The organism is Roseivirga sp. AWQ4_251, assembly GCF_056158225.1.
In genome coordinates, this window is the sequence record NZ_JBSWSW010000001.1 from 196,314 (window position 1) to 219,739 (window position 23,426).

Genomic DNA, 23,426 nt, shown 5'->3' on the forward strand with positions numbered 1-23,426 from the left:
AAATGGCTAATCCGAGATTAAAAGATAGTTATATCAACGATATTGTACCTGCTCTTCAGAAGAAGTTCGAGTACACTTCAGTAATGCAAGTGCCTAAGGTTACAAAAATTGTAGTAAACAAGGGTATTGGAGCTGCTGTAGCAGATAAAAAATTAGTTGACGTAGGAGTAGAAGAATTAACTACAATCACTGGTCAGAAGGCGGTACCTACCAAGGCAAAAAATTCTATCTCTAACTTCAAACTTAGAGAAGGAATGCCAATCGGTGCTAGAGTAACGCTTCGTGGTGAAAAAATGTACGAATTCTTAGACAGACTTTTGAACATTGCTCTTCCAAGGGTACGTGACTTCAGAGGTGTGAAGGATAAAGGTTTTGATGGCCGTGGTAACTATACTTTGGGTATCAAAGAGCAAATTATTTTTCCTGAAATATCTATCGATAAAGTGAATAAAATCACTGGTATGGATATCACTTTTGTAACTACTGCAAACTCTGACGAAGAAGCATACGAGCTATTGAAAGCATTTGGAATGCCTTTCGCGTCTGCTAAAAAATAAGATATTATGGCTAGAGAATCTATAAAAGCTAGAGAAAGAAAAAGAGAACGTCTTGTTGCTAAGTATGCTGCTAAAAGAGCTGCTTTGAAGGCAGAAGGTGATTGGGAAGGTCTTGACGCATTGCCAAGAAATTCTTCTCCAGTTCGTCTTCACAACAGATGTAAGCTTACTGGTCGTCCTAAAGGTTATATGAGAAAATTCGGTATTTCTCGTGTTACTTTCAGAGAGATGGCTTCTGCCGGTAAAATACCAGGAGTAACAAAAGCAAGCTGGTAATTACTTTTTCTTTTACTAATTAAAAATTTTCAATACCTTTGCAGGCCGATTCCAGGTCGGAAGGTATTTGATTTTAAATGATACTGCCATTTCTGGGTGATATCGCCAGAATGGAAAACGCGGCACTTAATCTTGTCGCATTAAATTTATAAAAATGACTGATCCAATAGCAGATTACTTAACTCGACTACGAAACGCAATCAAAGCGAATCACAGAGTAGTAGACATTCCTGCTTCTAACTTGAAGAAGGAAATCACTAAGGTATTGCACGATAAGGGTTACATCTTGAATTATAGATTCGAAGAAGATGGTCCTCAGGGCAATATCAAAATAGCTTTGAAATACAACAGAGCTACAAGAAAAGCAGCAATCGAAAAACTGGTTAGAATTAGTAAACCAGGTTTAAGGAAATATGCTGGTGCAGAAGAATTGCCAAGAGTTTTGAATGGCTTGGGTATTGCAATTATTTCTACATCAAAAGGAATTATGACCGACAAGGAGGCACGTAATCTCCATATCGGTGGTGAAATTTTGTGTCACGTATACTAGAATAAGAGAGAAATGTCACGAATTGGTAAGAAACCAGTTGATCTTCCTCAAGGTGTGTCTGTAGACGTAACTGCTGATAATGTGGTTATTGTTAAAGGGCCTAAGGGAGAACTGAAGCAGGCAGTAAATCCTGACATGAAAGTGACCGTTGAAGATGGTGTTGTATTAGTAGAAAGACCTACTGATCAAAAAAGACACAAATCACTACACGGTTTGTATCGTTCATTAATCAGCAACATGGTTGTGGGGGTTAGTGAAGGTTACAAGAAGAATCTTGAACTTGTAGGGGTAGGTTATAAAGCGGCAGTTGCTGACAACGTGCTTGAGCTTAACCTTGGGTATTCTCACAACATTTATTTAGCAGTTCCTGCAGAAATTACTGCAACAGCTGAAATGTTGAAAGGTAAAAACCCAACTGTGACACTTGAAGGAATTGACAAAGAATTAATCGGTCAGGTAGCAGCTAAGATTAGATCACTTAGAAAAACTGAGCCTTACAAAGGTAAAGGTATTAAGTTTGTTGGTGAGCAAATCAGAAGAAAAGCTGGTAAAACTGCTTCTAAATAAGAGGAATCATGGCTATTAGTAAGAGTAGACTTAGAATTAAAAGAGGTATCAGAAATAAAATTTCTGGAACTGCTGAAAGACCAAGAATTTCGGTTTTCAAAAGCAATACCCGTATCTCAGCTCAGATCATTGATGATTTGAAAGGACATACAATAGTTTCAGCTTCCTCAGTAGAACTATCTGACAAGAAGAATACGAACATCGACCTTTCTAAAGAGGTAGGTAAAAAATTGGCTGAAAAAGCAATCGCTGAAGGTATAACCGAAGTGGTTTTCGATAGAAATGGTTATGTATACCATGGTAAAGTGAAAGCATTGGCAGACGGAGCTAGAGAAGGCGGTCTTAAATTTTAATCAAGATGTCACAAAAGAATATAAAAGCAGTAAAAGCAAGCGAGATTGACCTTAAAGAAAAGGTAGTTGCAATCAAGCGTGTGGCTAAAGTAGTTAAAGGTGGTAGAAGATTCAGCTTCTCAGCTATCGTAGTAGTTGGTGACGGAAATGGTGTTGTAGGTTACGGTTTGGGTAAAGCCAATGAGGTAACTGATGCAATTACTAAAGGTATAGATGATGCTAAAAAGAATCTTGTGAAAGTTCCTGTACTTAAGGGTACAGTTCCTCACGAGTCACTTGGTAAATTTGGTGGTGGTTTCGTTTTGGTGAAACCTGCAGCTGAAGGTACCGGAGTAATTGCTGGTGGTGCGATGCGTGCAGTGTTTGAAAGCGCTGGTATCCACAACGTACTTGCTAAGTCTAAAGGATCTTCTAACCCTCACAACGTAGTAAAGGCAACTTTCGATGCGTTATTGAGTATGAGAGATGCTTACACTGTGGCTGAGCAAAGAGGAATTGAATTGTCTAAAGTTTTTAACGGGTAATAAGAATGGCAAAGGTTCAAATTACACAGGTTAAGAGTACAATCGACAGACCTGAAAGACAAAAGCGAACTATCCAAGCATTAGGCCTTGGTAAGATCAACAGAACTGTAGAAGTAGAACTTACTCCTTCTATTGCTGGAATGATCAATAAAGTAAATCATTTAGTATCTGTAAAGGAGCTGTAAGATGAAATTGAATACTTTAAAACCTGCTGAAGGTTCTACAAAGAATAGTAAAAGAATAGGTAGAGGAACTGGTTCTGGAAAAGGCGGAACTTCTACCAGAGGTCATAAAGGAGCTAAGTCTAGATCTGGTTACTCTCGTAAAGAGGGTTTCGAAGGTGGACAGATGCCTTTACAGAGACGTGTACCTAAGTTCGGTTTCACTAATCCTAACAGAGTAGAGTACAAGGCTATTAACCTTGATGCTGTACAAGAGTTAGCTGAAAAGCTTGGCGTTGAAGTAATTGATACTCAAGTATTGATTGACAACGGTATGGCTCAGAAGAATGACTTAGTGAAAATCTTAGGTAGAGGTGCTTTAACTTCTAAAGTTGATGTAACGGCCCACAAATTTTCTGCATCCGCAGTAGCGGCTATTGAAAAAGCAGGCGGTACTGTTACAAAGCTTTAATCCGATGAAAAAATTCATAACTACCATAAAGAATATATTCTCTATTGAGGAGTTAAGAAATAGAATCCTAGCTACGCTGGGATTCCTTGTCATTTTCAGACTTGGCTCCTTTGTTGTTCTTCCAGGTGTTGATCCTACTCAATTAGTAGAAACAGATGGGGGAATTTTGGGAATTCTTAACACCCTCCTAGGAGGTTCTTTCAGCAGAGCATCAGTTTTCGGTTTAGGTATTATGCCTTATATCTCTGCTTCAATTGTAATTCAATTGATGACAGTAGCCGTTCCTAGCTTCCAAAAAATGCAAAAGGAAGGAGAATCTGGTAGAAAGAAATTGAATCAAATTACACGTGTACTTACCATTTTGGTGACTTTGGCACAAAGTATCGGTTACTTAAAAGTGACTATTCCTTCAGAGGCCATAATGATTAACAGTACGCTTTTTACAGTTAGTTCAATGATCTTACTTACTGCTGGAACAATGTTCTGTATGTGGTTAGGTGAGAAAATTACTGACAAGGGTATTGGAAATGGAATTTCAATGCTGATCATGATCGGTATTATTTCTAGTCTTCCAGGAGCTGCTTGGTATGAGTTTGTTGAAAACAATGGTTTAGCAAAAGCGCTATTCAGCGTAGTTGAAATTATCATATTGTTCTTTGTTGTGTTGGTTACCGTTGCTTTGGTACAAGCCACAAGAAGAATTCCAGTTCAATATGCTAAGCAAGTAGTTGGAGGAAAAGTATATGGAGGTCAACGTCAGTTTATTCCTTTAAAGGTTAATGCTTCAGGTGTAATGCCAATTATCTTTGCTCAAGCTTTGATGATCTTACCAACTTTGATTGGTGGTATTTGGAGAGAAGAGTTTGATTTGGCTCAAAGCGTAACCGTAGCGTTTAGCAATCCATATAGCTGGCAGTACAATTTGGTATTTGCAATTATGATTATTGCTTTTACCTTCTTCTATACTGCAATTACAGTTAACCCATCAAACATGGCTGATGATTTAAAAAGAAGTGGTGGATTTATTCCAGGTGTAAAACCAGGAAAACCAACTTCTGAGTTCATTGGAAATGTTTTAGATAGAATCACTCTTCCAGGTGCTGTATTTTTGGCACTAATCGCAGTACTTCCTACTTTTGCAAGAAGTGCTGGAGTTGGAGATCAGTTTGCCTATTTCTATGGCGGAACATCTCTATTGATTATGGTTGGAGTTATTTTAGATACTTTACAACAAATAGAAAGTTATTTGTTGATGCGACACTACGAAGGAATGATGAAGTCAGGCAAGATGCGTGGCCGCTCTCAGAATGTAGCTGTTGCTTAATATGATAAATTACAAAACTGAAGAGGAAATTCAGTGTATCCGCGAGAGTGCCGATTTATTAGGTAGGGCTCATGGAGAAGTTGCTAAAGCAGTTAAAGTTGGTGTAACAACCAAAGCACTAGACAAGATCGCAGAAGAGTTTATTCTCGATCATAACGCTAAAGCATCATTTAAAGGTTACAATGGATTTCCTTATACACTCTGTATTTCTGTGAATGAAAATGTAGTTCACGGTTTTCCGAGTGAATATGAATTGAAAGACGGTGATATAATCTCTATAGATTGTGGAGTCTTCTACAAAGGTTTTCACAGCGATTCCGCTTACACTTACCCCGTAGGAGAAGTTTCCCCAGAGACATTATCACTTCTTAAAGCAACGAAAGAGTTGTTGTATGTAGGTATTGAACACGCCAAACATGGAGCTCGAATGGGCGATGTAGGTTTTTCTATTCAGAAATACGTGGAAGATCTAGGCTACACAGTAGTTAGAGAACTTGTAGGACACGGTTTAGGAAGAAATCTACATGAGTCACCAGAAGTTCCAAATTATGGAAAGCGTGGTAGAGGTGTGAAACTTCAAGAAGGTTTGGTAATAGCCATAGAGCCCATGGTTAATTTGGGAGCTAGAAACATAGTGCAAGAAAATGATGGATGGACTATCAGAACAAAGGATAGAAAACCATCTGCACACTTTGAGCATACGGTGGCTATTTATAAAGACAGAACAGAGGTTTTAACAACTCATAAATACATAGAAGAAGTATATAAATTTTAGTATGGCAAAACAAGGATCTATTGAGCAAGATGGAACTATTCTAGAGGCATTGCCAAATGCAATGTTTAGAGTGGAGCTTGATAATGGGCATACAGTTACGGCACACATCTCTGGTAAAATGCGAATGCACTATATCAGGATTTTGCCAGGTGATAAGGTAAAGATGGAAATGTCTCCTTATGACCTAACCAAAGCAAGAATTACTTACAGATATAAATAAGGAATCATGAAAGTGAAAGCATCTATCAAGAAGCGCAGTGCTGATTGTAAGGTAATCCGTAGGAAAGGGAAATTATACGTGATAAACAAAAAGAATCCTAGATTCAAACAAAGACAAGGATAATTATGGCTAGAATTTCAGGAGTAGATATTCCGGATCACAAAAGGTCTGAAATTGGTTTGACCTATATTTTCGGAATTGGTCGTAGTTCCGCCAACTACATTTTAGGAAAGGCTGGAATCGATGTGAACAAGAAAATTGGTGATTTGGACGATGAAGAGCAAAAAGCTATCCGTACTATCATCAGTGAAGAGTTCAAAGTAGAGGGTGTATTGAAGTCTGAAGTACAGATGAGCATCAAGCGTTTGATGGATATCGGTTGCTACAGAGGATTGAGACACAGAAAAGGTCTTCCTGTACGTGGTCAGCACACTAAGAACAACTCACGTACCCGAAAAGGTAAGAGAAAGACAGTTGCTAACAAGAAAAAAGCAACTAAGTAATAAGAATTAACGGCCTTCAGGTCTGAAAATATTTGAAGAATGGCTCAAAAAAGAAAAGATAAAGCTAAGAAGAGAGTAGTTCAGGTTGATGCTATTGGACAAGCCCATATCAAGGCTTCTTTCAATAACATCATCATCTCTATCACCAACCAACAGGGTCAGGTGATTTCTTGGGCGTCTGCTGGTAAAATGGGTTTCAAAGGTTCTAAAAAGAACACTCCTTATGCCGCTCAAATGGCTGCTCAAAATTGCGCTCAAACTGCCTACGACTTGGGTTTGAGAAAAGTTGAGGTATTTGTTAAAGGTCCAGGTTCAGGTAGAGAGTTTGCTATCAGAACGATCCAGAACACGGGTATTGAAGTAACCATTATTAAAGATGTTACTCCGCTACCTCACAACGGATGTCGTCCTCCAAAACGTAGAAGAGTTTAATCCTTAGAATTTTAGAAGTAATGGCAAGATATACAGGTCCTAAGGCCAAAATTGCGAGAAGATTCAATGACCCTATTTTTGGTCATAGTAAGGCATTGCAGAAAAAGAGCTACCCTCCTGGACAACACGGTAGAGGTAGAAGAAGAAAGCAATCTGAATATGCAATCCAGTTAATGGAGAAGCAAAAAGCTAAATACACTTACGGTGTATTGGAGCGTCAGTTCGCTAACATCTTCGACAAAGCTCAAAGAAAATCTGGTATTACAGGTGAAATCCTGCTTCAATTGTTAGAAGCTCGTTTAGATAATACTGTTTACAGAATGGGAATTGCCCCAACCCGTAGAGCAGCTAGACAACTTGTTTCTCACAAACATATAACAGTGAATGGTGAATTGGTAAACATTCCATCATACACTTTGCAACCTGGTGATGTTGTAGGCGTTAGAGAAAAATCTAAGTCGCTAGAAGCTATCACTGAGAGTTTGGCTTCAAATTCAGCTCAAAAGTATCCATGGTTAGAGTGGAACAAAGCTGATATGAACGGTAAGCTGATCGCCCTTCCAGTAAGGGACGAAATTCCTGAGAATATCAAGGAGCAGCTTATTGTCGAGCTTTACTCTAAATAATCAATTTAATAACTTAAAACGATCTAATCATATGTCAATACTCGCATTTCAGATCCCAGAGAAAGTGGTGATGGAGAAGGCAGACGACTTTCACGGTCTGTTTACATTTAAACCACTTGAAAAAGGATACGGGGTTACAATCGGTAATGCATTAAGAAGGATCCTTCTTTCTTCATTAGAAGGTTATGCCATCACTGGTATTAAAATTCCAGGTGTACTGCATGAATTTTCAACGATTGAGGGTGTTGTTGAAGACGTGGCGGAAATCATTCTTAACCTTAAAAAGGTTCGTTTCAAGAAGATTTCAGATACTGTTGATAATAAAATCACTGTAGTTATTGAAGGTCAGGATAAGTTTGCCGCTGGTGATATTGGAAAATTCACCAGTGCTTTCGAAATCCTTAATCCTGAAGAAGTGGTATGCCACTTGGATACTGACGTGAAATTTGAAATAGAACTTTCAATCGATAAAGGTAGAGGATACGTTCCTGCTGAAGAAAATAGACCTTCTGAGCAAGTATTCGGTTACATTCCGATTGACGCTATTTACACACCAATCAAGAACGTTAAATTTAGCGTAGAGAACACAAGGGTTGAGCAGAAGACTGACTATGAAATGTTGGTATTGGATATCCAAACTGATGGATCAATCCACCCTGAAAATGCATTGAAGGGTGCCGCTCACATTCTAATTCAACACTTCATGCTATTCTCTGACCAAAACATGATTTTGGAAACAGGATCATTGGATGAGCCAGAGCAAGTAGACGAAGAGATGCTTCACATGCGCAAGTTGTTGAAAACTCAATTGAACGATCTTGATCTTTCTGTAAGAGCTTATAACTGCTTGAAAGCTGCAGATGTAAGAACTTTGGGAGATTTGGCTAAACTTGAGATTTCTGACATGATGAAGTTCAGAAACTTTGGTAAGAAGTCATTGGCTGAATTAGAGCAATTGATAGCAGATAAGAACCTTACTTTTGGTATGGACTTATCTAAGTATAAACTTGATGAGGAATAAGTAAGATGAGACACGGGAAGAAATTTAATCACTTGAGTAGAACAGCATCGCATAGAAAAGCAATGCTTTCTAACATGGCTTCTTCTTTGATCGCACATAAGAGAATATCAACTACTGTAGCGAAAGCAAAGGAGCTTAGAAAATATGTTGAGCCTTTGATTACTAAAGCTAAGAATGACACAACTCACTCTAGAAGGATAGTGTTCTCTTATCTTCAGAATAAGGAATCAGTAACAACTCTTTTTGGAGAAATTGCTGAGAAGGTTGCTGACAGACCAGGCGGATACACCAGAATTATCAAAACTGGAAACAGACTAGGAGATAACGCCGATATGTGTATCATCGAATTGGTAGACTACAACGAATTGTTGCTTCAAGAAGCTGCTCCTGCTAAGAAATCTTCTAGCAGAAGAAGCAGAAGAGGTGGTAAGAAAGCTACAGAAGCTCAGGCTGAAGTGGCAGTTGAAGAAGCACCAAAAGCAGAGGTTGTAGAAACTGTTGAAGCTACTGAAGAAGAAGTTGCAGCAAAAACAGATGAGGCTCCAGAAGCTTCAGCTGACGAAGCAAAAGAAGATGAAAAGAAAGACTGATAACATTCAACTTTCTTAGAAATATAGCATAAGGGATTGGGCAATTTGTTCAATCCCTTTTTTGTGTAATTTTGTACGGCTCAACCGAAAATGAGCCTCGCCAAACTATAGATATGTCGACAAATTATAATATCACAAACAAAGGAAAAGCGGTTTTATTGCTAGAAGATGGTTCTCGTTTTGAGGGAACCGCCATTGGTAAAATTGGAATTGCAGGCGGAGAAATCTGCTTCAATACCGGAATGACGGGGTATCAAGAGATTTATACAGATCCTTCATACTACGGTCAAATTGTGGTGAACACTACATCGCACATCGGAAACTATGGAGTAGAAGATGATGAGCAGGAATCTGACAAACCAAAAATCAGAGGATTGGTAGTAAATGATTTCTCTAAAGATTTCAGTAGAAAAACGGCCAATGGCTCACTTCAAGATTATTTGGATGCAAATAACATTGTAGGTATTTCGGATTTAGATACGCGATTGTTGGTGCGCCACATCAGAAGCAAAGGAGCTATGAACGCAATTATTTGTTCAGAAGATATCTCTGATGAGGAATTAGGGAGAAAGTTAGCTGAAATACCTTCGATGAATGGCCTTGAACTTTCTTCATTTGTGAGTACAAAGGAGCCTTACTTTGTTGGAGATGAAAATGCTCCTTACAAAGTTGCTGTTCTCGACCTTGGCGTAAAAACCAGCATCTTGAATCATTTGGCAAGCAGAGGTACTTACCTAAAGGTTTTCAACGCTAAAACTTCATTTGCCGAAATGGAAGCTTGGAATCCTGATGGATACTTTTTGTCTAACGGACCTGGTGATCCTTCAGCAATGGAATATGCGATTCAAACTGCTAAAGAAATCATTGCGGTAGATAAGCCTTTATTCGGAATTTGCCTTGGTCACCAAATTATAGCTTTGGCCAACGGTATTTCAACTTTTAAAATGCACAATGGCCACAGAGGACTTAATCACCCTGTGAAAAATTTAGTGTCTGGCAAGAGCGAAGTTACTTCTCAAAACCATGGTTTTTCTGTGAGTAGAGAAGAGGTAGAAAAATCTGATTTGGTAGAGCTTACGCACATCAATTTGAATGACGAAACCTGCGCTGGAATCCAAATAAAGGGTAAGAAAACGTTTTCCGTACAATATCATCCAGAGTCTTCTCCAGGCCCACATGATTCGCGTTATTTGTTCGATCAATTTATCAACTTATTCAAATCATAAAACCTATGAGTTTAATTGAAAGTATTCATGCCAGACAAATCCTCGATTCACGAGGAAACCCTACCATCGAGGTAGATGTAATTACTGAAAACGGAGTAATGGGTAGAGCTGCAGTGCCGTCAGGTGCTTCTACAGGTGCACACGAGGCCGTTGAATTGAGAGATGGAGATAAAAGTAAATATCTAGGTAAAGGAGTAACCAAAGCCATAGAAAACGTAAACGATATTCTGGCCGCTGAACTTATTGGTTTCCCAGTTTTCGAACAAAACTTGATCGACAAGATTATGATCGAGCTAGACGGAACTGAGAATAAGAGTAAATTGGGTGCAAACGCTATTTTGGGTGTTTCTTTAGCGGTAGCTAAGGCTGCTGCTGCAGAACTAGGCTTGCCTTTGTATAGATATATTGGTGGAGTTAGCGCTAATACACTTCCTGTTCCTATGATGAACATTATCAACGGAGGTTCTCATGCCGATAACTCTATCGACTTCCAAGAATTTATGATCATGCCTGTAGGTGCTTCTTCATTCTCAGAAGCGATCAGAATGGGTGCTGAAGTATTCCATCACTTGAAAAAAGTGCTTTCTTCTCGCGGTTTGGCAACAAACGTAGGCGATGAAGGTGGTTTCGCTCCAAACTTAGGTTCAGACGATGAGGCACTTCAAGTGATTTCTGAAGCTGTTGAAAATGCAGGTTATAAGGTTGGCGAAGACTTCGTTTATGCCCTTGATGTAGCTTCTTCAGAATTCTACTTAGAAGACGAAAAAGTTTACTACTTCAAAGATTCAACTGGTAAAAAAATGACTCCAGTAGAAATGGCTGATTACTTGGCTTCTTTGGCAGAGAAATATCCAATCTGGTCAATCGAAGACGGAATGTTCGAAGACGATTGGGAAGGCTGGAAAGCTTTGACTGAGAAGATCGGAGATAAAGTTCAGCTTGTTGGTGATGACCTTTTCGTAACTAACGTAACGCGTCTTCAAAGAGGAATTGACAATGGTATTGCCAACTCAATTCTTATTAAAGTAAACCAAATTGGTACTTTAACAGAAACTATTGCAGCGGTAAGCTTAGCTAACAGAAATGGCTATACTGCAGTAATGTCTCACAGATCTGGTGAAACTGAAGATAATACTATCGCTGATTTAGCGGTAGCATTAAATACTGGTCAAATTAAAACTGGTTCTGCAAGTAGATCGGATAGAATGGCTAAATACAACCAATTGCTTCGTATTGAAGAACAATTGGCTGAAGTGGCTAAATTTCCTGGTAAGAATTTCAGAAAAGCTTATTAAGCGAAACAATATTTTAATGGAAGCCCAGCTCTTTGAGTTGGGCTTTTTTTTATGCCCACGCAGCCATTTGCAAAAGGTGTAAGTATTGATGTAAGGGAATGAGAGTTTGTGTGCTCAGCATTAATCTTAAACATGATACTTATGAAAAAATGGCTTTACTTTAATTTGATCCTGGCTCTTGTGATTTCTTCTTGTGGAGATGGAGAAGACCCAACACCTGATCCGTGTGCAAAAACCATCACCATTTCCATCAGCAGCCAACAAAATGCTTCTAATGGACAGTCAGATGGAAGCGTAACGGTAACTGCTTCTGGAGGAAATGGTGGAATGCAATTCAAAATAGGCAGTGGTTCTTTTCAAGCTTCGGGATCGTTCTCAAGCCTTGCAGCCGGTAATTATACCATCACAGCTAAAGATAGCGAAGGCTGTACCGCAACTCTCAGTTTGACAATTTCAGAAGATGGCGGAGCTCAAACCACACCTTCATTTGCCAATGATGTAATGCCCATTATGGAGACCCGCTGTGCAACTTCCGGTTGTCATGTGAATGGTGGTTCTGCTCCGTTTGCCATTACTGGATATTCCGATGTGCAAGCTAGAGCACAATCAATCAAAACTAGGGTTGCCGCTCAAACCATGCCGCCATCTGGTTCTACAGCTTTGAGTAGTAACCAAATTGCAACTATTGTTGCTTGGGTTGATGCTGGTGCGCCAAACAACTAAAAATATCTGGTGTTTAAAGTAGAGGTGAGTGAAAGGGGGAGTCGATAATTTGACTCTCCTTTTTTGTGTGAAACGATATTCTAAATATGCGGATAAAGGCTGATTTTGATTTTATGCAGAAAAATGAGTTACTTTTGTAATATGAAAGCTTTGCCAAAGGTGCCTCGTTTTGCTAGAAACTTCTACTTCGTTTTTGGCTGTTTCTTTTTGATTTGGATGCTGTTTGTCGATTCAAATGATTTTATCAGTCAAATTAGGCTCGCTTCTAAACTCAGTAGTTTAGAAAAACAAAAGGAGTATTATATCGAAAAGAAAGTTGAGGTTCTTCAGAATAAGGAAGAGTTGACAACCAATCAAGAGTTGCTTGAAAAGTTTGCCAGGGAAAAATATTTGATGAAGAAGCCTTCGGAAGATTTATTCGTAATTGTAGAAGAATAAAACCAAGAAAAATAATTTCAATTTTAAGTCCTCGAAAGAGGACTTTTGCGTTATAGGGTTTATGAAAAAAATATGGCTCACAGCATTTTTGATCGCTTCAATTCAAATGGTTGACGCTCAGGTATACTATGAAGAGAAGGATTCACAGAATGCAGAAAGTACTGACGAGAAGAGTTTGAAAGATAGAATGTATTTTGGAGGCAACTTCTCCTTCTCTATTTCTAGAAATTTCACCTATATCGATGTTTCTCCCTTAGCTGGTTATATGGTTACCAATGATTTTTCTGTGGGGTTAGGAGCCACCTACATGTATTTGTCTCGTGAATATGAGCTTTATCCTTCGGGAAATACATTTAAGGTAAACAGCAGTGTATACGGAGGCAGGACTTTTCTTCGTCATAACGTTTTTGAAAATTACTTCGCGCATTTAGAATTTGAAGCTTTGAATGTAAACGTGTTACAAGCCCCCGATTATAATTATACCGATCAAGAATGGGTGCCAAGCTTGTTTATTGGTGCAGGTGTATTTCAGCCGATTTTTGGACGAGGTGGTATAAACATTACCGTACTCTACAATCTGTTGTATGATGATATTAAGTCGCCATACAACAGTCCGTTAGTGATTAGGGGCGGGTTTACACTCTAGAAATTCAAGTCAAACTTTTCTGCCAAGCCTTTCAAATCCTTCACCACTGGCGCTAACAATGGAATTCCGGATTCCATCCTCTCCTTCTCCATTTGCCTTTCTGGGTCACCAGGAATCAAAACAGGTTGGGATTGATCAATAGGATTGGAATTTCTGAAACGTTGAATCCATGTGTCCATATGCTGTTTGAATTCATCAGCTGGCCTGAAAGCATCAACTCGCATAGCACCAAAGAAATGCCCCAAACCTTCACCAACAGGATCGCTAACCGGATCCATAAAGCTTACAAATGGAGGCGCCCATGGGCCGTAATTGGCTCCAGAAAGTACAGCAGAGAAAATGTCTACTACGGAACCGAGAATATAGCCTTTGTGGCTGCCATGAATTCTACTTCCGCCTAAAGGTCTAAGCGCTCCTCCTTCTTTTACGCCAAACGCGTCTGTGGTTTCTTCACCTTCTTTATTTTGAACCCAGCCCAAAGGTACTGGCTCTCCTTTTCTTTGAAGAATTTCCAATTTTCCATTAGCTGCAGTGGTGGTGGCAAAATCGCCCACAAAAGGAGGTTCCTTGTCCGCTGGAATGGCAACCGCAATGGGGTTTGTTCCTAACAATCTTTCTTTAGAAAAAGTAGGAGAAACCAGAGGGCTGGCGTTGGTCATTGAAATGCCAATCATATCTTTTTCCAAAGCCATCATGGAATGAAAGCCAGCAATGCCATAATGGTTAGAGTTTTTAACTGAAACCCATCCTGTACCGACATTCTCAGCTTTTTCCATGGCTACTTTCATGGCAAAAGGAGCTACTACTAACCCCAAACCTGCATCGCCATCAATAACTGCTGTGCTCGGGGTTTCGTGAACTATTTTTATTTCCGGAGTAGCATTGATTCTTCCCTTTTCCCAAAGCCTTACATACCCCACCAGCCTGGCAACACCGTGAGAGTCAATGCCTCTTAAGTCGGCAGAAAGTAAAGTAGTGGTGGCCTGTTCCGCTTCATTTTCTGGGCAGCCCATTTTTTTGAAAACTGAATTGGCAAACTGAAATAACTCCTGATAGGAATAATTTGACATAAAGGATGAGGTTATGAGTTGGAAGAAATTTCTTCCGGAATAAGTATTTCTTTGAAAGAGCTGTAGAGTAAACCTTCTTTTAGGGCATAAGCGCAAGCCGTGATATGGTTCGTTTTTACGTGTTGCAATACAAATTGGATTAAACAACTCGCTACCACAATCATATCTACTCGCATGGTTACCATGCCCGGTATTTGAAGCCTCTGTTGCTTGTTTTTCGTAATTAGTTCTTCGTGAATACCCAGATTAGCGTCAGCAGGCAGCAAATGAACTAAGGCGGAAGGATCTCTTTCTAAATTATTTTCGTGTAAATATATTTCGGTAAGGGTATCGAAAGTGCCAGAACAGCCAATTAGGCCTTTAGGTTTGTATTTTTGAATGGCTGATAAAAGATCAGCTAATGAAGTTTTCAACCATTCGTTCATCTCCCTTATGTTTTCCGTAGGCATAGGGTCGATGTGGTGAAACTTATCCAATAATCGCTGAGCGCCAATTTCGAAGCTTTGCTTCCATAAAATTTCCTCAGAATTACCAATGATAAATTCTACACTTCCACCACCAATATCCATTACCAATTGAGGTGCTTCGGGAAGTTTCATGGCTGCTTTTACACCGTTGAAAATTAATTCAGCTTCCTTATCTCCACTGATAATCTCAATTTCGATTCCCGTTTTTTCAAAAACTTCGTCCAATAATTCTCTTCCATTTTTTGCAGATCGGATAGCGCTTGTGGCTACACCCTTAACTTTTTCTACTTCAAATTGAGTGAGAATAGACTTGAAAATCTCTAAGGTATGGATGGCTCTTTTTTTCGCTTCGGCAGAAATCACACCTTTGCTAATGCCATTCTTACCGATTTTTACCGCGATTTTTTCTTTGTAAAGGGTTTTAAGAACGCCTTGGTTTGCTTCCACAATAAATAAGTGGAAGGTGTTGGTACCCAAGTCAATTACAGCAATTCGTTCTTTCATGCCTCCTTTGTAATTTGGGCGAATATACAGGATTCTAACTAATTATAAATAGTTGAGCCTGCGGTATTAGCCCCGTATTCAGTTCTTTTTTTGTCAAGGCCTCTATATCTTTGACCACTATAAAAACACACATCTATGGCTGAAAATTCCACTTCTCAAAAGCTTTCTAGCAAGGCTGAAAAAATTGAACTTCTTAATAGGAAGAATGAAGAGGCACTTCTCGGAGGAGGAAAGTCCCGAATAGAGGCTCAACACAAAAGAGGAAAGTTAACCGCGAGAGAGAGGCTAGAACTTCTTTTAGATGAAGGAAGCTTTGAAGAAATAGGCAAGTTTGTAGAACATAGAGCTACAGATTTTGGCTTGGAAAACGAAATCTATTTAGGAGATGGCGTTGTGACAGGCTACGGAACCATCAGCGGAAGATTGGTTTATGTTTACTCTCAAGATTTCACCGTTTTCGGAGGTTCTCTTTCTGAAACTCACGCGGAGAAAATCGTCAAAATCATGGATTTGGCCATGAAAAATGGCGCTCCAGTAATCGGTTTGAACGATTCTGGCGGAGCTAGAATTCAAGAAGGTGTAGTTTCTTTAGGCGGTTATGCCGATATCTTCTATCGCAATACTTTGGCTTCGGGAGTGGTGCCACAAATTTCTGCCATTATGGGGCCATGTGCTGGAGGAGCGGTTTATTCTCCTGCCATTACCGACTTCATCTTTATGGTAGAAAACACTTCTTACATGTTTGTGACTGGGCCTAATGTGGTGAAAACAGTAACGCAAGAAGAGGTGACTTCTGAAGAACTTGGTGGAGCCAGCACGCATAGTACAAAAAGTGGAGTAACTCATTTTGCTTCTGCCAATGAGGTACAATGTATCAACGATATCAAGCAGCTTCTCTCTTACATTCCGCAAAACTGCGAAGAAGATGCACCAGTGTATGAATACACTTCTGATGATGAGATTAGAGCTAAATTGAACGATATCATTCCAGATAACCCTAATCAACCTTATGATATGCGCGAGGTGATTGATGGTTTAGTTGATGAAGATTCGTTCTTCGAAGTTCATAAAAATTATGCTGAGAATATTGTTGTGGGCTTTGCCAGAATTGGAGGTAGAAGCATTGGGATTGTAGGAAATCAGCCGGCTTCTTTAGCAGGTGTTTTAGATATTGATGCGAGTGTGAAAGGTGCTCGTTTTGTGCGTTTTTGCGATAGCTTCAATGTGCCATTGCTTGTTTTGGAAGATGTACCAGGGTTCTTGCCGGGTACTGATCAGGAATGGAATGCCATTATTACCAATGGAGCTAAATTGCTTTACGCTTTTTCGGAGGCTACCGTTCCGAGAATTACGGTGATTACTAGAAAGGCCTATGGAGGTGCCTACGATGTAATGAACTCCAAACATATTGGAGCAGACATGAACTACGCTTGGCCTTCTGCGGAAATTGCAGTTATGGGAGCCAAAGGTGCCGCTGAGATTATTTTCAAGAAGGAAATTAAAAATGCAGAAGATCCAGAAGCTAAGCTTCAGGAGAAAGTGGACGAGTACACCGAGAAATTCGCAAATCCATACCGTGCTGCAAGAAGAGGTTATGTGGATGAAGTAATTTTACCTCAAGACACTAGAAAGAAACTTATCAGAGCCTTTAGGATGTTGGAAAACAAGGTGGCTACTTTGCCGAAAAAGAAACACGGAAATATTCCGTTGTAAGTATTTTCCAGTCATTAAGCTCAAGAATTAATACAGAAATATATGAACGAAAAAAGTCAAGAGTTCTTAGTCAAATATTTGAATAACGCTTCTCCAACCGGTTTTGAGTCTTCAGGACAGCAGATTTGGTTGGATTACATAAAGCCATTCACCGATAGTTATTTTACCGATAAATACGGAACGGCCGTAGGGGTAATAAACCCAGACGCGCCTTACAAGGTGGTAATCGAAGCGCATGCCGATGAAATTAGCTGGTTTGTAAATTACATTGATGATAGTGGCTATATCTACGTGGTTCGAAACGGTGGTTCCGATCATCAAATTGCACCTTCTAAGCGTGTAAATATTCATACTGAAAAAGGTGTTGTAAAAGGAGTATTTGGTTGGCCAGCTATTCACGTCAGAGATAAGGAGTCAGAAAAATCGCCTTCTCTTAAAAACATCTTTATCGATGTTGGGGCTTCTTCTAAAGATGAAGTGCTAAAAATGGGGATTCATGTTGGAACCGTGATCACTTTCGATGATGAAGTTTTCAAGCTGAATAACAAATACTGGACAGGTAGAGCGCTAGACAATCGAATTGGTGGTTTCATGATTGCCGAAGTGGCCAGAAGAATTCATGAAAATGGCATTAAGTTGCCTTTCGGGCTTTATGTTGTTAATGCGGTTCAAGAAGAGATCGGTTTGCGCGGTGCGGAAATGATTGCAGCCAGAATTAAACCTGACGTTGCGATTATTACTGATGTTTGCCACGATACGGCTTCACCCATGTATGATAAGCAATTGCAAGGTGATCAGAAGTGTGGCTTAGGGCCCGTTTTGGCATATGGGCCAGCGGTGCACAATAATGTGTTGAAAATGCTGATCGAGGTTGCTGAGAAGAATAATATTGAATTCCAGCGTCATGCAAGCTCTCGCTCTACAGGAACCGATACAGATGCTTTTGCTTATTCAAACGAAGGAGTGCCTTCTGCTTTGATTTCGTTGGCTTTAAAGTATATGCATACTACCGTTGAAACGGCCCATGAATCGGATATCGAAAAAGTAATTGAACTGATGTATCAGTTTGTGATTCAGCTTGATGCTGATCATGATTTCAGCTACTTAAAATAATCAAAAACCAGTTGCCTAATGTCTAAAAGCATTGTTCAAGACCAAATGGGCAGATTCGTTGAGGTACCAGAAATGCCTCAACGAATCGTTTCACTGGTACCTTCCCAAACAGAACTTTTGTACGATTTAGGTCTGGGAGACCGTGTAATTGGAGTTACAAAGTTTTGCGTTCACCCGGAAAATTGGAGAAAGGAGAAGGCCATTATTGGCGGAACAAAGCAATTTAAGCTTGATGTTATTTCTGAATTAGAACCCGATTTGATTATTGGGAATAAGGAAGAGAATTACCAAGAAGGAATTGAAGCATTAGCCGAAAAGTATCCTGTTTGGATGAGCGATATCCTCACTTTGGAAGATGCATTTCAAATGATGAAGTCGGTAGGGGAGATCACGGGAGCTTCAGAAAGAGCTACGGACATTGTATCCGAAATTGAATTTCAGCTTAAAGGCTTGAAGAAGCAGGAACTCAAATCTGCTGTGTATCTAATTTGGAGAAAACCCTATATGGCAGCAGGCCAGCAAACTTTTATTCATGAAATGATGAACCTTGCTGGTTTTCAAAATGTGATTTCAGAAGATAGATACCCCGAATTAACTTTGGAGAAACTGGAGAAGCTCAATCCAGAAGCTGTTTTGCTTTCTTCTGAGCCATATCCTTTCAAAGCCAAGCATATTGATGAAATAAAGAAGGTTTTGCCAAAAGCGCATATCCGTTTGGTGGATGGAGAGATTTTTAGCTGGTATGGTAGCAGGCTACTAAAAGCGGCTGGATATTTCAAGGCATTGAAAAAAGGGGAGATCCCAGCAATCTCCCATACTTGAGGTTACTTAAACACAGCGAAAGCGTTGCACGAGTTTGTATCGTAACACTCCCAAATATCTTGTTTCACGAAGCCCACTTTATTGCGTGAACTTTCGTTTAGGGCAAATTTATACTTCCCTTTCCATTCTCTTTTTTTGATTCTTTTATTCGTACTGGCGTAGAAAAAGTAGGTTTGCTCATCGCTGCGGCCCATGAATTTCTTTTGTCCAGGCTCTAAGGTTTCAAAACCATCTGTAATCCATTTGCCGCTGTATTCTTTATATCGAATGGCTACTTGGATTTTCTCCACAGATCGATTTTCAAAATAAATGTTGTAAGCTTTTTTATGGGTGGAATCTTCTGAAAAAACGTGTTCAGAATAAGAATCCACAGGAGAAGAAAACTCCGTGAATGGAATATTGGGAGAAGTCAGTTTCTCGCTGTCAGGGACACCGAAAAAGCCGACAAGGCTCGTATATAAAACGAGCACTGAAAGGCTGAGGCTCTTCATATTGTTTAGGTGAAACGTAAGTCAATATGTTGACTTGTTATGAAAAAGTCAACATATATTCATAAAATGATTTCTAATGCTGATCAATGCATTTGAACCACGCTAAACAAGTTGTGAAATCAACCTTTCAGTACTAATTGGTTTAAGGTTAGAACTTCAACAAAGGACGAATTTCTTCAATCCACAAATCGTAGCCCTTTTTGTTCATATGCAAACCGTCTTCAATGAAAATGTCTTCTTTCAAACTTCCATCTTCGTTGAACATGGTCGACCATACATCAACATACGATACAAACTCCCATTTGGACGTCAGTGTTTTCAGCTTTTTATTGAACGAAATGTACTTCTTCTTCAGAGAAGCTCTCGCGATGCTGGGTTTGGGAGAAATAAAAACAATTTCAGTTTCAGGAAGAGCAGTGTGTATCTTCTCAACTAAAGCTTTCATGTCTTTTAGAATGGCTTTGGCTTTTTTACCACTGTTGAGGTCATTGTCTCCTTCATAGATAAAAACCTGCTCGGGTTTATATTTCAAAACGAGTTCATCTAAATAGTAAACCAAATCGCTGGCTTCAGAACCGCCAAAACCTCTGTTTAGCACGTTGTGATTTGGGAAATAGCTTTTGAAATCAACCCAAAGGCGAACACTTGAACTTCCTGTGAATAAAATGAGCTCGTTTGAATTTACTGAACCTTGATCGTTTTTGAACTTCGAAACCTCTTCTGCAAATCTCAATGGATCTTGAGCTTGAACAGAAATGGCAAACAAAGCCAGTGCGAAGAATAATATAGCGCGTTTCATATTTATAAGAATTGTGAAGGCTCAATCTAAGCAGAGCCTTACGGGAATACAATCAAAAATATAGAAGTGGAAAGCGCTTAACTTTCTAAAAGCTGATTGATTTGGGCATACTGAAGCAGCATAATGGTTTTAGCGTCTTTGATTTCTCCATTTCGAATCATCTCTAGCGCTTGGTTAAAAGGCATTTCTAAAACCTGAATATCTTCCTCTTCGTCAGTTCCACCGCCATCGTTTACTTTCATGTCTTTCTCATATGCCGCAACAAAGAAATATAGAATTTCAGTGACTGACCCTGGAGACATGTAAGCTTCATAGACCTTTTTTACACCCTTAATTTTATAGCCAGTCTCTTCTTCGGTCTCTTTACGAATGCAGTCCTCGGCATTATCTTTTTCCAACAATCCCGCGCAGGCTTCAATTAGCATTCCGTTTTCATTGCCATTGATAAAAGTTGGCATTCTGAATTGTCGGGTGAGCACAACGGTTCCCTGCTCTTTATTGTAAAGAAGGATTGTAGCTCCATTGCCACGATCGTAAGCTTCTCTTTCTTGCCTTTGCGTAGAACCGTCTGATTTTGTGTAATCGAAGGTGATTTTATTAAGGATGTACCAATTATCTGATAGAACTTCCTTCTTAACGATTTTGATTTTTGGGTCCATAGGATCTGCTCGCGTTTTGGTGGAGCAGATAATAACGGCCTATTGAAGCAAGAGTTGTTTTAAGTTTTGGCTGCAGAGTTATCTGATTAGCACAGCGTGTATCAGTAGAAAAGGGAAAGAAAGATTTGCCAGTTTTCTTTTAAGCTAGCTGAAGTGATCAGCCTAAAATTTTATTGATTTGAGCATATTGAAGAAGCATAATGGTTTTTGCATCCTTGATTTCTCCATTTTGAACCATTTCCAAAGCTTGTGCGAATGAGATTTCCATAACCTCAATATCTTCATCAATGTCCGTTCCGCCACCTTCTGAAACTTTCATGCTGGCATCATATTCTCCGATATATAAATGAGCCATTTCGCTCAATGTGCCAGGAGAGGTATAGGCCTCAAACACCTTTTTCACTTGCTTAACTCTAAAGCCAGTTTCTTCTTCAGATTCTCTTTTTACGCATTCCTCAGGACTGTCTTCTTCAAGCATTCCAGCACAGGCTTCAATTAAGAAGCCATCTTCAGCTTGGTTTAGGAATGAAGGCATCCGGAATTGGCGAGTTAATACAACGGTCTGCTTTTCTGAGTTGTAAAGCAGAATTCCCGCATAATTACTTTTCTTATAAACGACCCTCGATTGTCGTTGCACCTTTCCGTTGTTCCAAGTGTAATCGAACGTAATGTCTTTTAATGTGAACCAACGGTCTGCAATTACTTTCTCGTCAATGATTTTTATTCTGTCGTTCATTAAATTCTGGCTTGGTAAGTATATAATTGATAGTAGCGGCCTTCTTTCTCTATCAATTCTTCGTGAGTTCCCCTTTCTGCTATTTCGCCTTGTTCTATCACTAAAATCTGATCGGCTTTGCGGATAGTGCTAAGTCTGTGGGCAATTACAAACGTGGTTCGACCTTTCATCAATTCGGCCAAACTTTGTTGGATGAAGGTTTCGCTTTCTGTATCGAGATTCGATGTGGCTTCATCTAAAATTAAGATTTTTGGATTGGCCAAAATAGCCCTTGCAATAGCGATTCGCTGTCTTTGACCACCGGAAAGTTTCACGCCTCTTTCTCCGATTACGGTGTCTAGGCCTTTTTCAAAGCGATCGGTGAATTCATTTACATAAGCCGCTTTAACTGCTTCTTGAAGTTTTTCTTCACTGCTATTTGGGCGAGGAAAAAGAATGTTCTCCCGAATTGTTCCTTCAAAAAGGAAGTCATCTTGTAGTACAACGCCAAGGTTTTGGCGGTAGCTTTTTAGGAGTACCGTAGAAAGGTCGATGCCATCTACGGTTATGGTTCCTGATTTTGGGTTAAGGAAAGAAGCTGCTAGACCCGCTATGGTAGATTTTCCCGACCCTGATGTGCCCACCAAAGCTGTAACGCTTCCGGAAGGAGCACTAAAACTTACTTTTTTAAGAACGTCTACTTCTTCTTCGTAAGCAAAAGTGACATCATTGAACTCAATGTTTGCGTTTGTTTCTTTTAACTCAACAGTCCGTTTAGGATCATCATCTTCCGCTTTGGTTTTCATGATTTCCTCCGTTCTGTCTAAGCCCGCAAAGGCTTCGGTAATTTGGCTCCCGATATTTGACATTTGGACGATTGGGGCAGTCATTATGGCAAGTAAAAAGATGTATTGGAGGAGGTCACCGATACTCAAATCTCCTGAAATCACATAATAGCCACCTATACCTAGAATGCCTAAGCTTGCTACACCTGCTAATAAAAAGGTTGCGGAACTTGTTACTAGGGCAGTTGCTGTCAATGTCTTTTTTACATTTTGATAAAGCTCATCAACTCCTGATCCAAAAACTTTGATTTCTTGAGCTTCTGCTCCGAAGCCCTTTATTACGCGCACCCCATTGAGTGTTTCTGTTAAACGACCAGTAACCTCAGCATTTAATTGCCCTCTTTTTCTGAAAATTGGTCTTAGGTACCCAAAGGCACGCATTAGAATTATGCCAAAAACCAATACTGGCAATAGCACAATGGCGGTCAATTTGGGGCTAATGTTAATTAGTACGACTATTACCCCTATGGAAGTAAGTAGTCCTCCAATCATTTGGACTAAGCCTGTCCCTACCAAATTTCGAACACCCTCAACATCGGTCATAATTCTTGATACCAAAGTTCCCGATTTAGTACTGTCGAAGTAATTGATAGGCAGTGAAAGAACTTTCCTTTGAACTTTAACTCGAAGTTCAGAAATCATTTTTTGGGCCTGTACACTGAGGAGCCTGGTCAGTGAGAATGAGGTTGTTGCTTGCACAATAATGGAGAGAACCGAAAAGCCTATTAGCTTTTTAAGCATCTCTACATTTTGATTTGGGATTGCATCATCCAGTAGGTACTTACTGGCATATGGTATAACAAAACTTGAAGCACTCTTTATTAGAATTAAAAACAAACCAATAGTTAGTAATCCTCTTCTCGGCCACATTATGGTTTTGAAGACATGCTTAAAGGTTATGTTGTTGAGTTTTTTCTTTGCCATGATTGTTTAAATCTACAGAAAGCCC

General features: G+C 39.6%; 32 protein-coding genes. 25 read left to right on the forward strand and 7 right to left on the reverse strand.

What is annotated here, in order from left to right; all coding sequences use genetic code 11:
• Positions 1-2: 2 nt before the first annotated feature.
• The 22 genes from rplE to ACXACJ_RS01065 all read left to right on the forward strand — a co-directional run bounded on the left by rplE (position 3) and on the right by ACXACJ_RS01065 (position 13,279).
• Positions 3-557 carry a 50S ribosomal protein L5 gene (gene rplE / locus ACXACJ_RS00960; RefSeq protein WP_475132386.1) on the forward strand — a complete coding sequence of 185 codons (555 nt, stop codon included), beginning with the start codon at positions 3-5 and terminating at the stop codon, positions 555-557.
• A gap of 6 nt (positions 558-563) precedes the next feature.
• Positions 564-833: a 30S ribosomal protein S14 gene (gene rpsN, locus ACXACJ_RS00965; RefSeq protein WP_475132387.1), complete on the forward strand. Its 270-nt coding sequence runs from the start codon at positions 564-566 to the stop codon at positions 831-833.
• A 154-nt stretch (positions 834-987) separates the two neighbouring features.
• A complete protein-coding gene (gene rpsH / locus ACXACJ_RS00970) occupies positions 988-1,383 on the forward strand; it encodes a 30S ribosomal protein S8 (protein ID WP_475132388.1) in 396 nt (131 codons plus the stop codon).
• A gap of 12 nt (positions 1,384-1,395) precedes the next feature.
• Complete coding sequence (gene rplF / locus ACXACJ_RS00975; RefSeq protein WP_475132389.1) at positions 1,396-1,950, forward strand: 50S ribosomal protein L6; 555 nt, start codon at positions 1,396-1,398, stop codon at positions 1,948-1,950.
• 8 nt (positions 1,951-1,958) lie between these two features.
• Positions 1,959-2,303: a 50S ribosomal protein L18 gene (gene rplR, locus ACXACJ_RS00980; protein ID WP_475132390.1), complete on the forward strand. Its 345-nt coding sequence runs from the start codon at positions 1,959-1,961 to the stop codon at positions 2,301-2,303.
• A 5-nt stretch (positions 2,304-2,308) separates the two neighbouring features.
• Positions 2,309-2,827, forward strand: a complete 519-nt coding sequence (rpsE, locus tag ACXACJ_RS00985; protein ID WP_475132391.1) for a 30S ribosomal protein S5 — start codon at positions 2,309-2,311, stop codon at positions 2,825-2,827.
• Positions 2,828-2,832: 5 nt separating this feature from the next.
• Entirely contained in the window at positions 2,833-3,012 is a 180-nt protein-coding gene (gene rpmD / locus ACXACJ_RS00990; RefSeq protein ID WP_475132392.1) for a 50S ribosomal protein L30, read from the forward strand.
• A 1-nt stretch (position 3,013) separates the two neighbouring features.
• Positions 3,014-3,460 (forward strand): 50S ribosomal protein L15, encoded by a 447-nt coding sequence (gene rplO / locus ACXACJ_RS00995; RefSeq protein WP_475132393.1) that lies wholly within the window; start codon positions 3,014-3,016, stop codon positions 3,458-3,460.
• Between the two features lie 4 nt (positions 3,461-3,464).
• Positions 3,465-4,784, forward strand: a complete 1,320-nt coding sequence (gene secY, locus ACXACJ_RS01000) for a preprotein translocase subunit SecY (RefSeq protein ID WP_475132394.1) — start codon at positions 3,465-3,467, stop codon at positions 4,782-4,784.
• Position 4,785: 1 nt separating this feature from the next.
• The gene (gene map, locus ACXACJ_RS01005) at positions 4,786-5,559 is read left to right on the forward strand and encodes a type I methionyl aminopeptidase (RefSeq protein WP_475132395.1); all 774 of its coding nucleotides are present in this window, start codon (positions 4,786-4,788) and stop codon (positions 5,557-5,559) included.
• A 1-nt stretch (position 5,560) separates the two neighbouring features.
• Positions 5,561-5,779, forward strand: a complete 219-nt coding sequence (infA, locus tag ACXACJ_RS01010; protein ID WP_339606415.1) for a translation initiation factor IF-1 — start codon at positions 5,561-5,563, stop codon at positions 5,777-5,779.
• 6 nt (positions 5,780-5,785) lie between these two features.
• Entirely contained in the window at positions 5,786-5,902 is a 117-nt protein-coding gene (ykgO, locus tag ACXACJ_RS01015) for a type B 50S ribosomal protein L36 (protein WP_028981563.1), read from the forward strand.
• 2 nt (positions 5,903-5,904) lie between these two features.
• Positions 5,905-6,282 carry a 30S ribosomal protein S13 gene (gene rpsM, locus ACXACJ_RS01020; protein ID WP_475132396.1) on the forward strand — a complete coding sequence of 126 codons (378 nt, stop codon included), beginning with the start codon at positions 5,905-5,907 and terminating at the stop codon, positions 6,280-6,282.
• Between the two features lie 39 nt (positions 6,283-6,321).
• Positions 6,322-6,714 carry a 30S ribosomal protein S11 gene (gene rpsK, locus ACXACJ_RS01025; RefSeq protein ID WP_475132397.1) on the forward strand — a complete coding sequence of 131 codons (393 nt, stop codon included), beginning with the start codon at positions 6,322-6,324 and terminating at the stop codon, positions 6,712-6,714.
• Between the two features lie 20 nt (positions 6,715-6,734).
• The gene (gene rpsD / locus ACXACJ_RS01030; protein WP_475132398.1) at positions 6,735-7,340 is read left to right on the forward strand and encodes a 30S ribosomal protein S4; all 606 of its coding nucleotides are present in this window, start codon (positions 6,735-6,737) and stop codon (positions 7,338-7,340) included.
• Positions 7,341-7,371: 31 nt separating this feature from the next.
• Entirely contained in the window at positions 7,372-8,361 is a 990-nt protein-coding gene (locus tag ACXACJ_RS01035) for a DNA-directed RNA polymerase subunit alpha (RefSeq protein WP_475132399.1), read from the forward strand.
• Between the two features lie 5 nt (positions 8,362-8,366).
• Entirely contained in the window at positions 8,367-8,951 is a 585-nt protein-coding gene (gene rplQ, locus ACXACJ_RS01040) for a 50S ribosomal protein L17 (RefSeq protein ID WP_475132400.1), read from the forward strand.
• Positions 8,952-9,064: 113 nt separating this feature from the next.
• On the forward strand, positions 9,065-10,177 hold the full coding sequence (gene carA, locus ACXACJ_RS01045) for a glutamine-hydrolyzing carbamoyl-phosphate synthase small subunit (protein ID WP_475132401.1): 1,113 nt from the start codon (positions 9,065-9,067) through the stop codon (positions 10,175-10,177).
• Positions 10,178-10,182: 5 nt separating this feature from the next.
• Entirely contained in the window at positions 10,183-11,472 is a 1,290-nt protein-coding gene (gene eno, locus ACXACJ_RS01050) for a phosphopyruvate hydratase (protein WP_475132402.1), read from the forward strand.
• A gap of 141 nt (positions 11,473-11,613) precedes the next feature.
• Positions 11,614-12,195, forward strand: a complete 582-nt coding sequence (locus tag ACXACJ_RS01055) for a hypothetical protein (RefSeq protein ID WP_475132403.1) — start codon at positions 11,614-11,616, stop codon at positions 12,193-12,195.
• Positions 12,196-12,318: 123 nt separating this feature from the next.
• Positions 12,319-12,633 carry an FtsB family cell division protein gene (locus tag ACXACJ_RS01060; RefSeq protein ID WP_475132404.1) on the forward strand — a complete coding sequence of 105 codons (315 nt, stop codon included), beginning with the start codon at positions 12,319-12,321 and terminating at the stop codon, positions 12,631-12,633.
• 61 nt (positions 12,634-12,694) lie between these two features.
• Positions 12,695-13,279, forward strand: coding sequence for a hypothetical protein (locus ACXACJ_RS01065; protein WP_475132405.1), 585 nt, complete (start codon positions 12,695-12,697; stop codon positions 13,277-13,279).
• Here the strand turns inward: ACXACJ_RS01065 and ACXACJ_RS01070 are convergent.
• Positions 13,276-14,349 (reverse strand): Ldh family oxidoreductase, encoded by a 1,074-nt coding sequence (locus ACXACJ_RS01070; protein ID WP_475132406.1) that lies wholly within the window; start codon positions 14,347-14,349, stop codon positions 13,276-13,278. The two genes, ACXACJ_RS01065 and ACXACJ_RS01070, sit on opposite strands and share 4 nt — an antisense overlap.
• A gap of 11 nt (positions 14,350-14,360) precedes the next feature.
• On the reverse strand, positions 14,361-15,320 hold the full coding sequence (locus tag ACXACJ_RS01075) for a Ppx/GppA phosphatase family protein (RefSeq protein ID WP_475132407.1): 960 nt from the start codon (positions 15,318-15,320) through the stop codon (positions 14,361-14,363).
• A gap of 135 nt (positions 15,321-15,455) precedes the next feature.
• On the opposite strand from ACXACJ_RS01075, the gene ACXACJ_RS01080 reads away from it, so the two are divergent.
• From ACXACJ_RS01080 to ACXACJ_RS01090, 3 genes are read left to right on the forward strand one after another with little or no spacing between them, the layout of a single operon-like run.
• A complete protein-coding gene (locus ACXACJ_RS01080; protein WP_475132408.1) occupies positions 15,456-17,033 on the forward strand; it encodes an acyl-CoA carboxylase subunit beta in 1,578 nt (525 codons plus the stop codon).
• Between the two features lie 42 nt (positions 17,034-17,075).
• A complete protein-coding gene (locus ACXACJ_RS01085) occupies positions 17,076-18,146 on the forward strand; it encodes a M42 family metallopeptidase (protein WP_475132409.1) in 1,071 nt (356 codons plus the stop codon).
• Between the two features lie 18 nt (positions 18,147-18,164).
• On the forward strand, positions 18,165-18,968 hold the full coding sequence (locus ACXACJ_RS01090; RefSeq protein ID WP_475132410.1) for an ABC transporter substrate-binding protein: 804 nt from the start codon (positions 18,165-18,167) through the stop codon (positions 18,966-18,968).
• Positions 18,969-18,970: 2 nt separating this feature from the next.
• Here ACXACJ_RS01090 and ACXACJ_RS01095 read toward each other — a convergent pair whose 3' ends face one another.
• The 5 genes from ACXACJ_RS01095 to ACXACJ_RS01115 form a co-directional block, all read right to left on the reverse strand.
• A complete protein-coding gene (locus ACXACJ_RS01095) occupies positions 18,971-19,459 on the reverse strand; it encodes a DUF1036 domain-containing protein (protein ID WP_475132411.1) in 489 nt (162 codons plus the stop codon).
• 148 nt (positions 19,460-19,607) lie between these two features.
• Positions 19,608-20,258 carry an SGNH/GDSL hydrolase family protein gene (locus ACXACJ_RS01100; protein WP_475132412.1) on the reverse strand — a complete coding sequence of 217 codons (651 nt, stop codon included), beginning with the start codon at positions 20,256-20,258 and terminating at the stop codon, positions 19,608-19,610.
• Between the two features lie 77 nt (positions 20,259-20,335).
• Positions 20,336-20,917 carry a GDP-mannose pyrophosphatase NudK gene (gene nudK / locus ACXACJ_RS01105; protein ID WP_475132413.1) on the reverse strand — a complete coding sequence of 194 codons (582 nt, stop codon included), beginning with the start codon at positions 20,915-20,917 and terminating at the stop codon, positions 20,336-20,338.
• A gap of 157 nt (positions 20,918-21,074) precedes the next feature.
• Positions 21,075-21,653 carry an NUDIX domain-containing protein gene (locus ACXACJ_RS01110; protein ID WP_475132414.1) on the reverse strand — a complete coding sequence of 193 codons (579 nt, stop codon included), beginning with the start codon at positions 21,651-21,653 and terminating at the stop codon, positions 21,075-21,077.
• Positions 21,653-23,401 carry an ABC transporter ATP-binding protein gene (locus ACXACJ_RS01115; protein ID WP_475132415.1) on the reverse strand — a complete coding sequence of 583 codons (1,749 nt, stop codon included), beginning with the start codon at positions 23,399-23,401 and terminating at the stop codon, positions 21,653-21,655. Before ACXACJ_RS01115 ends, ACXACJ_RS01110 begins: the two co-directional genes overlap by 1 nt.
• Positions 23,402-23,426: the final 25 nt, after the last annotated feature.

Excerpts from the sequence above, each read along its gene's own strand:
- rplE (WP_475132386.1), top strand. The coding sequence starts at position 3 with ATGGCTAATCCGAGATTAAAAGATAGTTATATCAACGATATTGTACCT.
- rpsN (WP_475132387.1), top strand. The coding sequence starts at position 564 with ATGGCTAGAGAATCTATAAAAGCTAGAGAAAGAAAAAGAGAACGTCTT.
- rpsH (WP_475132388.1), top strand. The coding sequence starts at position 988 with ATGACTGATCCAATAGCAGATTACTTAACTCGACTACGAAACGCAATC.
- rplF (WP_475132389.1), top strand. The coding sequence starts at position 1,396 with ATGTCACGAATTGGTAAGAAACCAGTTGATCTTCCTCAAGGTGTGTCT.
- rplR (WP_475132390.1), top strand. The coding sequence starts at position 1,959 with ATGGCTATTAGTAAGAGTAGACTTAGAATTAAAAGAGGTATCAGAAAT.
- rpsE (WP_475132391.1), top strand. The coding sequence starts at position 2,309 with ATGTCACAAAAGAATATAAAAGCAGTAAAAGCAAGCGAGATTGACCTT.
- rpmD (WP_475132392.1), top strand. The coding sequence starts at position 2,833 with ATGGCAAAGGTTCAAATTACACAGGTTAAGAGTACAATCGACAGACCT.
- rplO (WP_475132393.1), top strand. The coding sequence starts at position 3,014 with ATGAAATTGAATACTTTAAAACCTGCTGAAGGTTCTACAAAGAATAGT.
- secY (WP_475132394.1), top strand. The coding sequence starts at position 3,465 with ATGAAAAAATTCATAACTACCATAAAGAATATATTCTCTATTGAGGAG.
- map (WP_475132395.1), top strand. The coding sequence starts at position 4,786 with ATGATAAATTACAAAACTGAAGAGGAAATTCAGTGTATCCGCGAGAGT.
- infA (WP_339606415.1), top strand. The coding sequence starts at position 5,561 with ATGGCAAAACAAGGATCTATTGAGCAAGATGGAACTATTCTAGAGGCA.
- ykgO (WP_028981563.1), top strand. The coding sequence starts at position 5,786 with ATGAAAGTGAAAGCATCTATCAAGAAGCGCAGTGCTGATTGTAAGGTA.
- rpsM (WP_475132396.1), top strand. The coding sequence starts at position 5,905 with ATGGCTAGAATTTCAGGAGTAGATATTCCGGATCACAAAAGGTCTGAA.
- rpsK (WP_475132397.1), top strand. The coding sequence starts at position 6,322 with ATGGCTCAAAAAAGAAAAGATAAAGCTAAGAAGAGAGTAGTTCAGGTT.
- rpsD (WP_475132398.1), top strand. The coding sequence starts at position 6,735 with ATGGCAAGATATACAGGTCCTAAGGCCAAAATTGCGAGAAGATTCAAT.
- ACXACJ_RS01035 (WP_475132399.1), top strand. The coding sequence starts at position 7,372 with ATGTCAATACTCGCATTTCAGATCCCAGAGAAAGTGGTGATGGAGAAG.
- rplQ (WP_475132400.1), top strand. The coding sequence starts at position 8,367 with ATGAGACACGGGAAGAAATTTAATCACTTGAGTAGAACAGCATCGCAT.
- carA (WP_475132401.1), top strand. The coding sequence starts at position 9,065 with ATGTCGACAAATTATAATATCACAAACAAAGGAAAAGCGGTTTTATTG.
- eno (WP_475132402.1), top strand. The coding sequence starts at position 10,183 with ATGAGTTTAATTGAAAGTATTCATGCCAGACAAATCCTCGATTCACGA.
- ACXACJ_RS01055 (WP_475132403.1), top strand. The coding sequence starts at position 11,614 with ATGAAAAAATGGCTTTACTTTAATTTGATCCTGGCTCTTGTGATTTCT.
- ACXACJ_RS01060 (WP_475132404.1), top strand. The coding sequence starts at position 12,319 with ATGAGTTACTTTTGTAATATGAAAGCTTTGCCAAAGGTGCCTCGTTTT.
- ACXACJ_RS01065 (WP_475132405.1), top strand. The coding sequence starts at position 12,695 with ATGAAAAAAATATGGCTCACAGCATTTTTGATCGCTTCAATTCAAATG.
- ACXACJ_RS01070 (WP_475132406.1), bottom strand. The coding sequence starts at position 14,349 with ATGTCAAATTATTCCTATCAGGAGTTATTTCAGTTTGCCAATTCAGTT.
- ACXACJ_RS01075 (WP_475132407.1), bottom strand. The coding sequence starts at position 15,320 with ATGAAAGAACGAATTGCTGTAATTGACTTGGGTACCAACACCTTCCAC.
- ACXACJ_RS01080 (WP_475132408.1), top strand. The coding sequence starts at position 15,456 with ATGGCTGAAAATTCCACTTCTCAAAAGCTTTCTAGCAAGGCTGAAAAA.
- ACXACJ_RS01085 (WP_475132409.1), top strand. The coding sequence starts at position 17,076 with ATGAACGAAAAAAGTCAAGAGTTCTTAGTCAAATATTTGAATAACGCT.
- ACXACJ_RS01090 (WP_475132410.1), top strand. The coding sequence starts at position 18,165 with ATGTCTAAAAGCATTGTTCAAGACCAAATGGGCAGATTCGTTGAGGTA.
- ACXACJ_RS01095 (WP_475132411.1), bottom strand. The coding sequence starts at position 19,459 with ATGAAGAGCCTCAGCCTTTCAGTGCTCGTTTTATATACGAGCCTTGTC.
- ACXACJ_RS01100 (WP_475132412.1), bottom strand. The coding sequence starts at position 20,258 with ATGAAACGCGCTATATTATTCTTCGCACTGGCTTTGTTTGCCATTTCT.
- nudK (WP_475132413.1), bottom strand. The coding sequence starts at position 20,917 with ATGGACCCAAAAATCAAAATCGTTAAGAAGGAAGTTCTATCAGATAAT.
- ACXACJ_RS01110 (WP_475132414.1), bottom strand. The coding sequence starts at position 21,653 with ATGAACGACAGAATAAAAATCATTGACGAGAAAGTAATTGCAGACCGT.
- ACXACJ_RS01115 (WP_475132415.1), bottom strand. The coding sequence starts at position 23,401 with ATGGCAAAGAAAAAACTCAACAACATAACCTTTAAGCATGTCTTCAAA.